Below are 13,559 nucleotides of genomic sequence, written 5' to 3' on the forward strand. Positions count from 1 at the left end.
GTGTTCGCGTCACTGCGAACGCTGAAGTGAGAAAGAGCTGTGGAGCAGGGGAATTCAGGAGGGGTTCTGCAGCTTTCGACGCTGCGCGGACGCCCGCACGGTCTTCAGCAGGTTCGGCAGCAGAACCGCCACGATCAGGAGAACGCCGGTGACGATGGTGAGCGCCTCGTTCGAGATGTCCTCGAGGCGCAGCGCATTCTGCAGTGTGGCGAGCAGCACCACCGCGGCGAGCACGCCGGCCAACCGGCCCTTGCCGCCGAAGATCGACACACCGCCGAGGAGCACCGCGGCGACCACGGCGAGTTCGAGACCGGATCCGTTGTCGGCCCGGGCGCTCGAGTACCGCAGACTCCACAGCACTCCGGCGAGGGCGGCGACCGCGCCGCACACCACGTAGAGCCAGAACTTCAGCCGCGCCCCGTCGATCCCGGCGAAGCGTGCGGCCGTGTCGCTGGCGCCCGTGGCGTAGATGTCGCGGCCGAGCGGGGTGGCCTGGAGGATCACCGCGAACACCAGAGCCACCACGACCAGCGGAATGGCGAGATTGGGGATGGACGTGCCGCCGACCGTTCCCGTCACCCACGACGTGTACGCGCGGGGGAAGTTGGATACCGCCTGGTCACCGAGGAGGACGAACGCGAGCCCACGGAAGAGGGCAAGGGTGCCGATCGTGACGGCCAGGGACGGCAGTCCCAGCTTCGCGACCAGGAAACCGTTGAGGGCACCGAGGACGCAGCCGAGCAGGATGCAGATCGGGATGATCATCTCGATGGCGAAGCCGTTGTTCCACATCCAGCCCATCGCGGCGCCGCTCAGCCCCAGGACGCTCGCCACCGACAGGTCGATCTCGCCGGCGATGATGATGAACGTCATCGGCAGTGCGATCAGGAAGATCGGCGCCAGATCGAGGACGAGGAACGCGAAGTTCCGGCTGCTCCCGAAGTCGGGGTTGGTGACCGACGCGACCACCAGCACGACGGCCGTGATGGCGATGATCGCCGAGTCCCAGCCGGCGAGCAACTCGCGGACCCGGCCGACCGTCGACGTCCGACCTGCGGTGTCCGGCTGTGCGGTCGTCGCCGGCTCGATGGTGTCAGTCGACATGGGCGCTCCTCTTCCGAAGTTGCTGTGCGGCACGCACCGCGAGCAGCCGATCGGCTGCGATGGCGACGAGAATCAGCGCACCGACGATGGCCTGCTGCCAGAACTGGTTGATCTGGAGAACGGGCAGCGAACTGTTGATGGTGGTCAGGAGCAGCGCGCCGAGCGCGGCGCCCCAGACGGTGCCGACGCCGCCGACCACGGCCACACCGCCCACGACGGCGGCCGCGATCACGTTGAGTTCGTAGCCGGATCCGGCGGCGGCGTCGACTGTGCCGAAACGCGCCGCGAACATGACCCCGGCGATTCCGGCCATGGCCCCGGAGAAGACGAAGGCGAGCAGGATGCGCTTGCCGACGGTGATGCCCGCGAGTTCGGCGGCGTGGCCGTTCGACCCGATGGCGTAGAGGTCGCGGCCACTGCGGTACCGACGGAGATACACCCCGGCGAGGATCACCGCCACCACCGCGACGACGACGAGCACGGGGACACCGAGAAGTGTTGCGGTGCCCAGCTTCAGGAAGTTCGACGGCATCTCGTCGGCGGTGATCTGCTCGCCGCCTGCCCACAGGTAGGCGATGCCCCGGAAGATGTACATCGTGCCGAGCGTGACGACCAGGGCGGGAACTCCGCCGAACCGCACCAGCAGCGCGTTGGCGAGTCCGCAGATCGCGCCGACCACGATTCCGGCGAGGATGCCGAACACGATCGGCACGCCGTCGGGCCCCTGCATGACACTGCCCGCGGCGAACGCCGACAAGCCGAGAACCGAACCGACCGAGAGGTCGATGTTCTTGGTGATCATGACGACGGTCTGCCCGACCACCAGAACTCCGACGATCGATGCCGCCAGCAGGATGTCGCGAATACTCTGAGAGGACAGGAAATTGCTGTTCTGCATCGTGGTGATCACGACCAGCACGATCAGCGCGGCGAGGATGCCGAGCGAACGGACCTGCAGCACCTTCTCGATCAGGGACGTCCCCCCGTCCGATTTCACCGATGGCTTCGCGGCACCTGCAGGCGCGACGCGGGTGGGTGCGCTCATGCGGCGGCCTCCGAACCCGTTGCAGCGAACATGATCTTCTCCTCGTCGGCCTCGGACCTGCTCAGTTCCGACACGATTCGTCCTTCCCTCATCACAAGGACGCGATCGGCCATTCCGAGCACCTCCGGCAGTTCGGAGGAGATCATCACGACGGCGACGCCTTCACTGGCGAGCATCGAGATGATCCGGTGCACTTCGGCTTTGGTACCGACGTCGATTCCGCGGGTGGGCTCGTCCACGATCAGGACGCTCGGCGCGGTGGCCATCCACTTGGCGAGCACGACCTTCTGCTGATTGCCACCCGACAGCACGCCGACGGGGTCGGTGATGCGCGCGTACTTGGTCTGCAGTTTCTTCGTCCACTCGTATGCCGACCGACGCTCACGTCCCCCGACGAGGAAGCCGAACCGCGCGAGAGCGGACGACCGCGTCAATGTGGCGTTGCGCTCGATCGACATGTCCAGGATCAGGCCCTGCTGGCGACGGTCCTCCGGGACGAGCGCCATTCCGGCGCGCATCGCGGCCTTCGGGTTGCCCTTGCGCAGGCTCTTGCCGCGTACCCGGACGTCTCCGCTGTCGCGGGGGTCCACACCGAACGCCGACTGCATGACCTCGGACCGGCCGGCACCGACCAGCCCGGACAACGCCACGATCTCACCGGCCCGGACCTGGAAACTGATGTCGGAGAACACCCCGGCTCGCGACAGGTTCTCGATCTCGAGGACGACGGCGCCCGGTTCCACGTCGATCTTCGGGAACAGCGCGCCGAGGTCGCGGCCGACCATGCTGCGGACGAGGTCGTCGACCGTCAGTCCCGCCAGCTCGGCGGTGGAGATGTGCCGTCCGTCGCGCATCACGGTGACCCGCTGGCACAGCGCGAAGATCTCCTCGAAGCGGTGTGAGATGAACATGACCGCCGCACCGGACGCGCAGAGGGACCGGGCGACCTTGAACAGCCGCTCGACCTCGTTGCCGGACAGCGCCGCGGTCGGCTCGTCCATGACGATGACGTTGGCGTCGGTGGAGAGCGCCTTCGCGATCTCGACGAGCTGCTGATCGGCGATCGACAGTCCGCTGGCCAGCCGGTCCGGGTCCATCGGGACACCGAGACGGTCGAACAGTGCGCGGGCGGCGGTGTTCATCGCGCCGCGGTCGATCATCCCGAACCGGGCCCGCGGCTGGGTGCCGATGAAGATGTTTTCCGCGATGGTGAGGTCGGGGAACAGGGTCGGCTCCTGGTAGATGACCGCGATGCCCCGGGCCTTGGCATCCGAGGGCGACCCGAGCGACACTTCCTCGCCGCCGACGAGGAGCGATCCGGTGTCGGGGCCGTGCACGCCGGCGAGCATCTTCACGATGGTCGACTTGCCTGCACCGTTCTCTCCGACGAGGGCGTGTGCCTCGCCGCCGTAGAGCGGAAACGACACACCCTGAACAGCAGCGACGTTGCCGAAGGACTTGGTGACGTCCCGAACTTCCAGCAACGGCACCGCAGGGGGGACGCTCATTCAGCACCTCCGATTGAAACGGTTCATTTCTCGTTTATGAAGCTAGAAGTGATTGACGCCACAAGTCAAGAGGTTTGGCAAAGCCGGTCACCACCGTGACCTTATCGTTATAAAAGCACGCCAGGTCCATTACTACCCGTCTCTCATCGTCTCGCCTGGGAGCCGGTCTTGATTCCGCCACCGCGGACGGCGATACTGAGTCTGAAGCGATTCAAGAGCGCCGGATCGTTCTCGGGCAACGACCGACGCGACAATGTGCGCGGTCGAACGAGAATGTGCGCGGTCGAACGAGAATGTGCGCGGTCGAACGAGAATGTGCGCGGTCGAACGAGCCGGCTGAAGGGGGAATCGAATGGCAGCGTCCATGCGCGAGGTCGCCGCGCTCGCGGGCGTCTCGATGGGGACGATCAGCAACGTGCTCAATCACCCCGAACTGGTGTCCGAGGCGACCCGTCAACGAGTGCATGCGGCCATCACCCAGCTCGGCTTCGTCCGCAACGACGCCGCCCGCCAACTCCGCGCCGGCCAGTCGCGGATGCTCGCCGTCGTCGTCCTCGACGCGCGCAACCCCTTCTTCGTCGACGTTGCGTCCGGAGCCGAGGAGGTCGCCGAGGCGAACGAGCTGCTGATGGTCATGATCAGCACCGGCGAATCGGAAGAACGCGAGAACCGGCAGCTCGGCCAGCTCATGGAACAACGCGTCCACGGGATCCTGCTCTGCCCCACCGGTGAGAGCACCCCGATGCTCGCCAACCTCGACCGCCAGGGCACACCGGTGGTCCTGCTCGACCGCGGGTCCCGCACACCCGGCCGATCCTCCGTCGCCGTCGACGACGTCCACGGCGGCCGGATCGCCGCTCGCCACCTCATGGAGCAGGGGCATCGGAACATCGTGTTCGTCGGCGGGCCCGACAGCATCAGGCAGGTCCGCGACCGACGGGACGGGGCGCTCAGCGCCGTCGCGGAATCGGCGAGCACACGCATGCGCACCGTCGCCACCCGATCCCTCAGCATCGAGGCCGGCACCCACGCGGCCCGTGAAATTCTCGCGATGCCGGCGGAGGAGCGGCCCACGGCGGCATTCTGCGCCAACGATCTGCTCGCACTCGGTGTGCTCCAGGAGTTCATCCAGCACGGCAAGCGCGTGCCCGAAGACCTCGCGATCGTCGGGTACGACGACATCGACTACGCCGCCGGCGCGGCCGTGCCGCTGACATCCGTCGCCCAGCCGCGGAACGAACTGGGTCGAGCGGCGGCCGAGCTCCTGCTCGATCAGGTCAACAACCCCGACACCCACCGCCACCAGCAGCTCTCGTTCACCCCGACCCTCGTCGTCCGCGAGTCCACGGCCGCCTGCCCGGTGCGGGGTTGACGAGGGCTCGGACTCGTCAACCACGCACCGAGCCGAAGGCCCCCGGGGTATCTTTCGGACATGTCGAAGCCACCTCTGACACCGAAAGCCGCCGAGATGTTCGCTCGGCCCAATTACGCCACCATCGCCTGCATCCGACCCGACGGCCAGCCCGTGTCCGTGGCCACCTGGTACCTGTTCGAGGACGGCAAGGTAATGGTCAACATGGACGCCGAGCGTCGACGCCTGGACTACCTGCGCGGCGACCCCCGCGTCAGCCTCACCGCGATGGACCCCGACGACTGGATCACCCACGTCAGCGTCCAGGGCCGGGTGACCGAATTCGTCGACGACGGCGAACTCGCCGACATCGACCGCCTCGCCACGCATTACACCGGCAAGCCGTACCCCGTCCGCGACCGCAAACGGGTCAGCGCCTGGATCGAGATCGACACCTGGCACGGCTGGGGGTCGCTGAAACAGTCCTGAATCGACTCCGCGACGACGACAACCGGGCATGACGACGCCCCGCGCCGCAGCGGTCCTCGCCCTGGCCACGGCGGTGATCGGCAGCCTGCTGCTGAGCGCACCACCGGTCCGCGAACCGGGACCGCCCGCGGCGACGGTCGCCCAGCCCGCCGCGCCTCCCCCGCCCCCGCCCGTGGTCCTGGCCCCGGAGGAGGTCGAGGCCAGGGTGATCCCGGCGATCGTCACCCTCGTCGCGGATTCGGGCCTCGTCGAAACCGCGGGAACGGGGATCGTGCTCACCCCCGACGGCGTCGTCCTCACCAACCATCACGTGATCGACGGCGCCCTCGACATCAGCGCGGTGAGCCTGGGCAACGGTGCGGAGTACGTCGCGGACGTCCTCGGGTACGACAGTTCGCGCGACATCGCGGTACTCCGACTCCAGGGCGCGAGCGACCTCCCGGCCGCGATCCTCGCGAAGGACACCACCGTCGGCATCGGTGACCCGGTGACCGCGGTGGGTAACGCGGAAGGAGGCGGAGTTCCGGTGGCGGCCCGGGGGTTCGTGACCGACGTCGAGCAGACGATCACCGCCCGCAGTTCCACCGACGGTTCCCGGAACCGACTGAACGGGCTGATCCAGATCGACGCGGCGGTACGTCCCGGCGACTCCGGCGGCCCCCTCGTCGACACCACCGCCGCTGTCATCGGTGTCAACACTGCGGGCAACGCCGACTCCGACCCCGCGAAACCCGCTCCCACCCAGCCGAGATCGTATGCGGTGCCCATCGACACCGCGATGACGATCGTCGATCAGGTCCGCGCCGGAACCACGTCCGCCACCGTGCACATCGGCGATACCCCTCTCCTCGGGATCAGCGTCACCGACGACGATCGGGGCGCCGAAGTGCTCTGGGTCAGCATCGGCACCCCCGCCGACGACGCGGGTATCGAGATCGGAGACGTCATCACCGAATTCGACGGAACACCCGTCCGGTCCTCGAACGATCTCAGCGAACACATGATCGGACGGCACCCCGGCGACGAGGTCGCGGTGCGCTGGTTCGACGAGAGCGGACACCAGCGATCGACGACGATCGTGCTCGAGAAAGGCCCGCCGCGGTAGTCAGGCCGTCTTGTCCCGGGCGACACCGTCCTCCGGCCGCACACGCATCGCGACGAAACGCGCGATACGCCGAAGCACCGCACGGCTTTCCGGCAGACCGGGCCACAACGCCGGGAACGCGTGCACCTGGCCGTCCCAGATCTGCAGCGTCGTCGGAACACCCGCAGCGCTCAGCCGATACGCCATCAGCTCCGAATCCGACCGCAGCACCTCGCCTTCTGCGGCGACCAGCAGCGCAGGCGGCAGACCCTCGAGAGCCCCGTTCACGGGCGACAGCGCGGGGTCGAGCACGCCGTCCACCTCGCCGCCGAGCTTGCCGATGGTGACGAGCGCCTCCACTGGCGCGAACACGTCGCGGGCGGCGTTGGCGTGCACCAGCTTGTCGGCGCAGTCCAGGTCCAGCAGCGGCGACAGTCCGACCAGGCCGGCGGGCAGATCGACGCCCTCCTCGCGGGCCTTCAGCGCAGTCGCGAAGACGAGGAACCCACCCGCCGAATCACCGGCGAACACCGTCCCGCCCGCGCGGGCTCCGTTCTCCAGCAACCACTTGTACGCCGTCAGGCAGTCGTCGACCGAACCACTGATGTTCGTGTCGGGCAGTTGCCGGTAGCCGACGTGCATCACCGGCAGCCGGGTCAGCTTCGCGATCGTCGCGACCACCGGCCGGTGCGTGTTCAACCCGCAGCACAGGAAGCCGCCGCCGTGCAGGTAGAGGACGACGCCGTCACTCAGATCCGGTGACACCCCCGGCGCGCGCACGATCTCCGCGTCGAATCCGGGCAGTCGCACCTTCTGGCGGCGAATACCGGAAGCGGGACGGATCCCCGCCGCCATGTCCAGCAACGCGGCCCTGCGAATCGCCGATTCGTTGATCGGTGCCATCCGCACCACAGGCCGGAGAAACCACCTGCACGCCTGGTAGAGAACCTGGGATTCGATACTCGGCCCCGCGAGCCTCGCCCCCGAACGATATTGGACGGTCGGTGTCCCGCTCCGCTGCTGCGCGGACGGCTTGCGGTCGTTCGGCACAGATTTCATGCCTTCTCCCCTGGTCGCCGATACCCGTCGCCTTTGACGGATACGTAACTTCAACCTTGGAGTACCCGCCACCGTCGTGTGTCACTCATGGTGCCTTCGGCCCCAAGTCGTTATCCCCTTTGCCCGAATCGTTATCGCGGGCGTGGCAAGTGGGCCATTTCGGCGGTCGGCTCAGCCGAAATCGAGGTCGTCGAGCTCCTCCACCACGGTGACCTTGCGTTTGCGGCCACCCATCATCCTGCCGATGCCGCGGCGTCCGACGGCGTCCGCGTTGCCCGAGGGCAGGATCCGCTGCGGCGCCACCCGGGGTCGTGCCACGTGCACCGGAGGAAGCGCCGCGGCCGGGGCGGGAGCCGGGGGTTCCACGGGGTCGGGAGCTGCTACGGGCGCCCGGGGCGGGAGCGGAGCCGGCACCGCGGCCACGGGCAGCGGCGCGACAACCGGCTCGAAGACCCGCTCGCGGCGGGGCAGATCGGTTTCGCGGAGTTCCACGTCGTCGAGCTCGACCACCCACCGCACCCGGTGCCCGAGACCACGTTCCTGCAGTTCGGCCCAGATCTCGTCGTGCCACGTCGAGGATTCGCCGCTACCGAACGCCCGGGAGTTCGCACTGACCCACACCACGTCCTCGGACGGGCGGCGATCGGCGATGTCCAGGACCGTCAGCCAGTTCACCGTGGCGGTGTAGCCGTGCCGCTTCTTGTCCACATACGGGCGACGACGCTGCAACTCGCGACCGGCGATCTCGAGGTGCGATGCGTGCGCCGGCTCGATCACGTCGCAGCCCATCGCCTCCAGCTGCCGGGCGAGCGAGTCGACGTACCCGTCGGCCTTGGCCCGGGCGGCGTCCACGAAGACGGACAGGTCCTCCCGGAGCCCGAGCCGGTCGTACATCCGCGCCTGGACGGTGAGGGCGTCGATCATCGCGACGGATTCCCGCTGGTACCGGTGTGCGACCTCGACGAGGACGAGGCGGGGAACGAGTACCCGGCTGCCCTGGTCGAGCGCGTCGCGGACGAACGTCTCGAAGCGCGCGTCTCGTGTGACGGCCGAGGTGTCGAGAACAATCAGCATTGATCGATTCTCACCGAACACGCCTGCAGCGCCAGAGAAGTTGCTGAGTCGTTACCCAAACACCCGGATCGGGGTCATCGCAGCACCCGTCAGGGCATTGCCGTGTGGTTGCCGGCAGCGGTCCTAGTGGATCTTGAAGATCACCGCGCGCTGCACGACGAAATTGATGACCGTCGCCGTGCCCTGGGCGATGACGAACGCGAGCGGCAGACGCCACCATTCGTCGGGGAATGCGTGGTACATCACCCAGTTGAGGCCCACCTGGACTGCGAACGTGACCGCGTAGAGGATGACGACCGCCACGAACCGGGCGCGGCTCGGTTCGGCCTTGAACGTCCACCGGCGGTTGATCAGGTACGCGGTGGTGGTGCCCGCGATGAAGCTGATCGACTTCGCCACGTTCACGGGGAGCCCGACCACCTCGAACAGCAGGAAGTACAGGCCGAAGTCGACGATCGCGGACAATCCACCGGTCAGGACGAAACGGATGATCTGCGTCTTCAGGTCCAGTGCGTCGTCCGCGATGTTCTCGGTGACGGGGATCTCGACGGGGAGCGGAACGTGCGGTTCGTGCTCGTGACTCGGCTGGGTTTCTGACACGACGACGAGGCTAGCGCCCCGCGAGTACTTGTCGACCGCCCGCGGTCGATATGCACGCAGGGGCCCGCAGGGTCGGCGTCCGGGTACCCTCTACCTCGATGTCCACGACAGCAGAAGAGACGCCCACCCAGGCGCTCCCCACACAGACCCGCACCCTCACCGGATGGGGACGCACCGCGCCCACCACCGCGCAGGTGCTGTCCACTCCCGACGTGGAGGTGATCGCGCGAGCGGTCGCCCAGGTCGCGGAGCAGAACGAGTCGAAGCCCGCTCACCTGCAGCGTGGGGTGATCGCCCGCGGCCTCGGCCGCTCCTACGGCGACCCGGCGCAGAACGCCGGTGGCCTGGTCATCGACATGAATGCGCTGAACCAGATCCACCGCATCGACCGCGACACCCACCTGGTGGAGGTCGACGCCGGCGTCAACCTGGACCAGCTGATGAAGGCGGCCCTGCCGTTCGGTCTGTGGGTTCCGGTGCTGCCGGGTACCCGGCAGGTCACCATCGGCGGCGCCATCGGCTCCGATATCCACGGCAAGAACCATCACAGCGCCGGCAGCTTCGGCAACCACGTGGTGTCGCTGGACCTGCTCACCGCCGACGGCAAGGTGCGCACGCTGACGCCGAAGGGCGGCCGCAACGACCCCAAGGGCGCACTGTTCTGGGCGACGATCGGCGGTATGGGCCTGACGGGCATCATCCTCAAGGCCACCATCAAGATGACGCCCACCGAGACCGCGTACTTCATCGCCGACGGCGACGTCACCCAGACGCTCGACGAGACCATCGCGCTGCACAGCGACGGCAGCGAATCCAACTACGAGTACTCGAGCGCCTGGTTCGACGCCATCGCGGCGCCGCCGAAGCTGGGCCGCGCCGCGATCTCCCGCGGTTCGCTCGCGAAGCTCGACCAGTTGCCGGCCAAGCTGCAGAAGAACCCCCTCGCGTTCGACGCCCCGCAGCTGCTGACGTTCCCGGACGTCTTCCCGAACGGCCTCGCCAACAAGTTCAACTTCTCGATGATCGGCGAGCTGTGGTTCCGGAAGTCCGGCACCTACCGCGACAAGGTTCAGAACTTGACGCAGTTCTACCACCCGCTCGACATGTTCGGTGAGTGGAACCGCGCCTACGGGTCGAACGGATTCCTGCAGTACCAGTTCGTGGTGCCGACCACCGCGGTCGAGGAGTTCAAGGCCATCATCCGCGACATCCAGAAGTCGGGGCACTACTCGTTCCTCAACGTGTTCAAGCTGTTCGGCGAGGGCAACCAGGCCCCGCTGAGCTTCCCGATCCCGGGCTGGAACATCTGCGTAGACTTCCGCATCAAGCCCGGCCTGAACGAGTTCGTCACCGAACTCGACAAGCGTGTCCTGAAGTTCGGCGGCCGCCTCTACACGGCCAAGGACTCGCGCACCACCGCCGAGACCTTCCACGCCATGTACCCACGGATCGACGAGTGGATCGCCACCCGCCGCAAGTACGACCCCACCAATGTCTTCGCCTCCGATATGTCCAGAAGGTTGGAACTCTAGTGATCAACGCTGTCGGGAACCCCCAGACTCTCCTGCTGCTCGGTGGCACCTCCGAGATCGGCCTCGCCATCTGCGCGGAGTACCTGAAGAAGGCGCCGATGCGGGTGATCCTCGCCGCACTGCCGGGTGATCCCGGTCGCGATGCCGCCGTCGCCCAACTGAAGGCGGCCGGCGCCAACGCCGTCGACGTCATCGACTTCGACGCCGTCGACACCGAGAGCCACCCGAAGGTCATCGACGAAGCGTGGGCCAAGAGCGACGTCGACGTCGCCATCGTCGCGTTCGGCCTGCTCGGCGACGCCGAGGAACTGTGGCAGAACCAGCGCAAGGCCGTCCAGATCGCCGAGGTCAACTACACGGCCGCGGTGTCGGTGGGCGTGCTCGTGGGCGAGAAGATGAAGGCACAGGGCTTCGGCCAGATCATCGCCATGTCGTCCGCCGCAGGCGAGCGCGTGCGCCGCTCCAACTTCGTGTACGGATCCACCAAGGCCGGACTCGACGGTTTCTACCTCGGACTCGGTGAGGCACTGCGTGAGTTCGGTCCGCGCGTCCTCGTCATCCGTCCCGGCCAGGTCCGCACCCGCATGTCCGCGGACGTGAAGGAAGCCCCGCTCACCGTGAACAAGGAAGACGTGGCCAAGCTCGCCGTCACGTCGGCGGAGAAGGGCAAGGAACTCGTGTGGGCGCCCGGCGCCTTCCGCTACGTGATGATGATCCTGCGGCACATCCCGCGACCGATCTTCAAGAAGCTGCCCATCTAAGCTTCGCCCTTGTGACGGAAGCAGACGTAGCACCGGCCCGACGGTCCCTGTCGACAGCTGTCGAAATGCTGCTGGGGGCCGTCGTGGCCGCAGTGGTGGCGGCGGTCGGACTGTTCGCGTTCGCGCGGGTGCAGTGGCCGGCGTTCAACTCGTCCAACGTGACCCAGGCCGTCACGACGGTCGGCCAGGTCGTAGCCATCGCGGGAATCGCGGTGTCGGTGCTGCTCGTGCGACTGCACCGGGCTCCGCGGTTCGCCCGGCTGCTGTCGTGGGCGAGCTTGTCCGGGTTCGTGACCGTCACCCTCGGTCTGCCTCTCGCAGCCACCAAGCTCTACCTGCACGGCGTCTCCGTCGACCAGGAGTTCCGCACCGAGTACCTCACGCGGCTGACCGACTCGGCGGCGCTGCGCGACATGACGTACGCCGACCTGCCGCCGTACTACCCGGCCGGTTGGTTCTGGATGGGCGGGCGCGTCGCCAACCTCCTCGGCATGGACGGCTGGGAAGCGTTCAAGCCGTACGCGATCGGATCACTCGCCGTCGCCGCCGTCGTGGCACTGGTGTTGTGGAGCAACCTGATCCGCCACGACCTGGCCATCGTCGTGTCCCTCGCGACCACGGCACTCGTTCTGGCCTACGGGTCACCCGAACCGTACGGCGCCGTCATCACCCTGCTGATCGGTCCCGCACTCGTCCTCGCCTGGGGCGGGCTCAATCGTGTCGACGGACGCGGCGGCTGGGGCGCCGTGATCGGCACCGGACTGTTCCTCGGCCTCGCAGCCACGTTCTACACGCTGTATCTCGGACTCGCCGCCTTCGCGATCACCCTGCTCGCACTGCTGGCCGCGACCCTGCGGATACGCGCCCAGAAGTCGTGGCGGGCGGCGATCGATCCGCTGGTCCGGCTGATCGTGATCGCCGCCGTGTCCGGGCTTCTCGCACTGACCGTCTGGCTACCGTATCTGCTGAAGGTCGTGGGCGGTTCGCCCGCGGCGTCGGGAACAGCGCTGCATTATCTGCCCGAGGCAGGCGCGCATCTACCGCTGCCGATGATCCACTTCTCCCTCACCGGGGCACTGTGCCTGCTCGGCACCATCTGGCTCGTCGCCCGCGCGTCGACGTCGCGGCGCGCGCAGGCACTCGGCGTCGGGGTGGTGGCCATCTACCTGTGGTCGCTGCTGTCGATGGCGTTCACGGTGCTCGGCAGCACCCTTCTCTCGTTCCGGCTAGAGCCTGTGCTGATCGTCCTGCTCGGCGCGGCAGGTGTCTTCGGATTCGTCGAATTCGCAGGATGGCTCGTGCTCGCGACCAGCGACAACCCGCGCGTCAAGGGGGCGGTCCTGGTGATCGGCGTGCTGGGCGCGCTGTCGTTCGTCCAGAACATCCCCAAGTTCCTCGACTCCGACATCGCCGTCGCCTACACCGACACCGACGGCAACGGCGAACGCGCCGACCAGCGCCCACCGGGCGCCGCCGCCCATTACGCCGCAGTCGACGAACTGGTCCAGGCGCAGGTCCCCCGCGACCGCGACGACACCGTGGTCCTCACCGCCGACACCAGCTTCCTCAGTTTCTACCCCTACCTCGGGTTCCAGGCACTGACGTCGCACTACTCGAATCCCCTGGCGGACTTCGCCGGACGCGCACGGGTGATCGCGGAGTGGAGCGAGCTCGAGACGCCCGATCAGCTGGTGGCCGCACTCGACGCGGCACCGTGGCGCGCCCCCGACGCGTTCGTGTTCCGCCAGGGCCCCGACGGGTACACGCTGCGTCTCGCCGAGGACGTGTATCCCAACGATCCCAACGTGCGCCGCTACACCGTCACGTTCCCGAAGGAACTGTTCGACGACCCGCGATTCACGGTGTCGGAGACCGGACCGTTCGTGGTCGTCACAAGAAACTGATCGGTCTGTTCAAGTTTATCTCGCCCTACAGCGGGAATTCCGCACCCA

Annotated in this window: 12 protein-coding genes; 6 read left to right on the top strand and 6 right to left on the bottom strand. The window is 67.5% G+C overall.

Going from position 1 to position 13,559, the window contains the following annotated elements:
* Positions 1–54: 54 nt before the first annotated feature.
* From ACFWAY_RS03715 to ACFWAY_RS03725, 3 genes are read right to left on the bottom strand one after another with little or no spacing between them, the layout of a single operon-like run.
* Positions 55–1,104 (bottom strand): ABC transporter permease, encoded by a 1,050-nt coding sequence (locus ACFWAY_RS03715; RefSeq protein WP_378509833.1) that lies wholly within the window; start codon positions 1,102–1,104, stop codon positions 55–57.
* Positions 1,094–2,149, bottom strand: a complete 1,056-nt coding sequence (locus tag ACFWAY_RS03720; RefSeq protein ID WP_378509834.1) for an ABC transporter permease — start codon at positions 2,147–2,149, stop codon at positions 1,094–1,096. Before ACFWAY_RS03720 ends, ACFWAY_RS03715 begins: the two co-directional genes overlap by 11 nt.
* On the bottom strand, positions 2,146–3,657 hold the full coding sequence (locus tag ACFWAY_RS03725) for a sugar ABC transporter ATP-binding protein (protein WP_378454400.1): 1,512 nt from the start codon (positions 3,655–3,657) through the stop codon (positions 2,146–2,148). The genes ACFWAY_RS03720 and ACFWAY_RS03725 overlap by 4 nt, the downstream gene beginning before the upstream one ends.
* A gap of 352 nt (positions 3,658–4,009) precedes the next feature.
* On the opposite strand from ACFWAY_RS03725, the gene ACFWAY_RS03730 reads away from it, so the two are divergent.
* The 3 genes from ACFWAY_RS03730 to ACFWAY_RS03740 are packed head-to-tail and all read left to right on the top strand — an operon-like array spanning position 4,010 to position 6,602.
* Positions 4,010–5,029, top strand: coding sequence for a LacI family DNA-binding transcriptional regulator (locus ACFWAY_RS03730; protein ID WP_378454401.1), 1,020 nt, complete (start codon positions 4,010–4,012; stop codon positions 5,027–5,029).
* Positions 5,030–5,089: 60 nt separating this feature from the next.
* On the top strand, positions 5,090–5,497 hold the full coding sequence (locus ACFWAY_RS03735; protein WP_378454402.1) for a PPOX class F420-dependent oxidoreductase: 408 nt from the start codon (positions 5,090–5,092) through the stop codon (positions 5,495–5,497).
* Between the two features lie 28 nt (positions 5,498–5,525).
* Positions 5,526–6,602 (top strand): S1C family serine protease, encoded by a 1,077-nt coding sequence (locus tag ACFWAY_RS03740; RefSeq protein WP_378509835.1) that lies wholly within the window; start codon positions 5,526–5,528, stop codon positions 6,600–6,602.
* Here the strand turns inward: ACFWAY_RS03740 and ACFWAY_RS03745 are convergent, their stop codons facing one another.
* The 3 genes from ACFWAY_RS03745 to ACFWAY_RS03755 all read right to left on the bottom strand — a co-directional run bounded on the left by ACFWAY_RS03745 (position 6,603) and on the right by ACFWAY_RS03755 (position 9,314).
* A complete protein-coding gene (locus tag ACFWAY_RS03745) occupies positions 6,603–7,640 on the bottom strand; it encodes an alpha/beta hydrolase (RefSeq protein WP_378454404.1) in 1,038 nt (345 codons plus the stop codon).
* 171 nt (positions 7,641–7,811) lie between these two features.
* Positions 7,812–8,714 (bottom strand): PIN domain-containing protein, encoded by a 903-nt coding sequence (locus tag ACFWAY_RS03750; RefSeq protein ID WP_378509836.1) that lies wholly within the window; start codon positions 8,712–8,714, stop codon positions 7,812–7,814.
* Positions 8,715–8,837: 123 nt separating this feature from the next.
* A complete protein-coding gene (locus ACFWAY_RS03755; RefSeq protein WP_112301596.1) occupies positions 8,838–9,314 on the bottom strand; it encodes a GtrA family protein in 477 nt (158 codons plus the stop codon).
* 98 nt (positions 9,315–9,412) lie between these two features.
* Here ACFWAY_RS03755 and ACFWAY_RS03760 point away from each other — a divergent pair, with 98 nt between their 5' ends.
* The 3 genes from ACFWAY_RS03760 to ACFWAY_RS03770 are packed head-to-tail and all read left to right on the top strand — an operon-like array spanning position 9,413 to position 13,511.
* A complete protein-coding gene (locus tag ACFWAY_RS03760) occupies positions 9,413–10,846 on the top strand; it encodes an FAD-binding oxidoreductase (protein ID WP_005248821.1) in 1,434 nt (477 codons plus the stop codon).
* A complete protein-coding gene (locus tag ACFWAY_RS03765; protein WP_378454406.1) occupies positions 10,846–11,607 on the top strand; it encodes a decaprenylphospho-beta-D-erythro-pentofuranosid-2-ulose 2-reductase in 762 nt (253 codons plus the stop codon). Before ACFWAY_RS03760 ends, ACFWAY_RS03765 begins: the two co-directional genes overlap by 1 nt.
* Before the next feature lie 11 nt (positions 11,608–11,618).
* Positions 11,619–13,511: a galactan 5-O-arabinofuranosyltransferase gene (locus tag ACFWAY_RS03770; protein ID WP_378509837.1), complete on the top strand. Its 1,893-nt coding sequence runs from the start codon at positions 11,619–11,621 to the stop codon at positions 13,509–13,511.
* The last annotated feature ends 48 nt before the right edge of the window (positions 13,512–13,559 follow it).

The organism is Rhodococcus sp. NPDC059968 (genome assembly GCF_042738615.1).
Taxonomy (GTDB): domain Bacteria; phylum Actinomycetota; class Actinomycetes; order Mycobacteriales; family Mycobacteriaceae; genus Rhodococcus_F.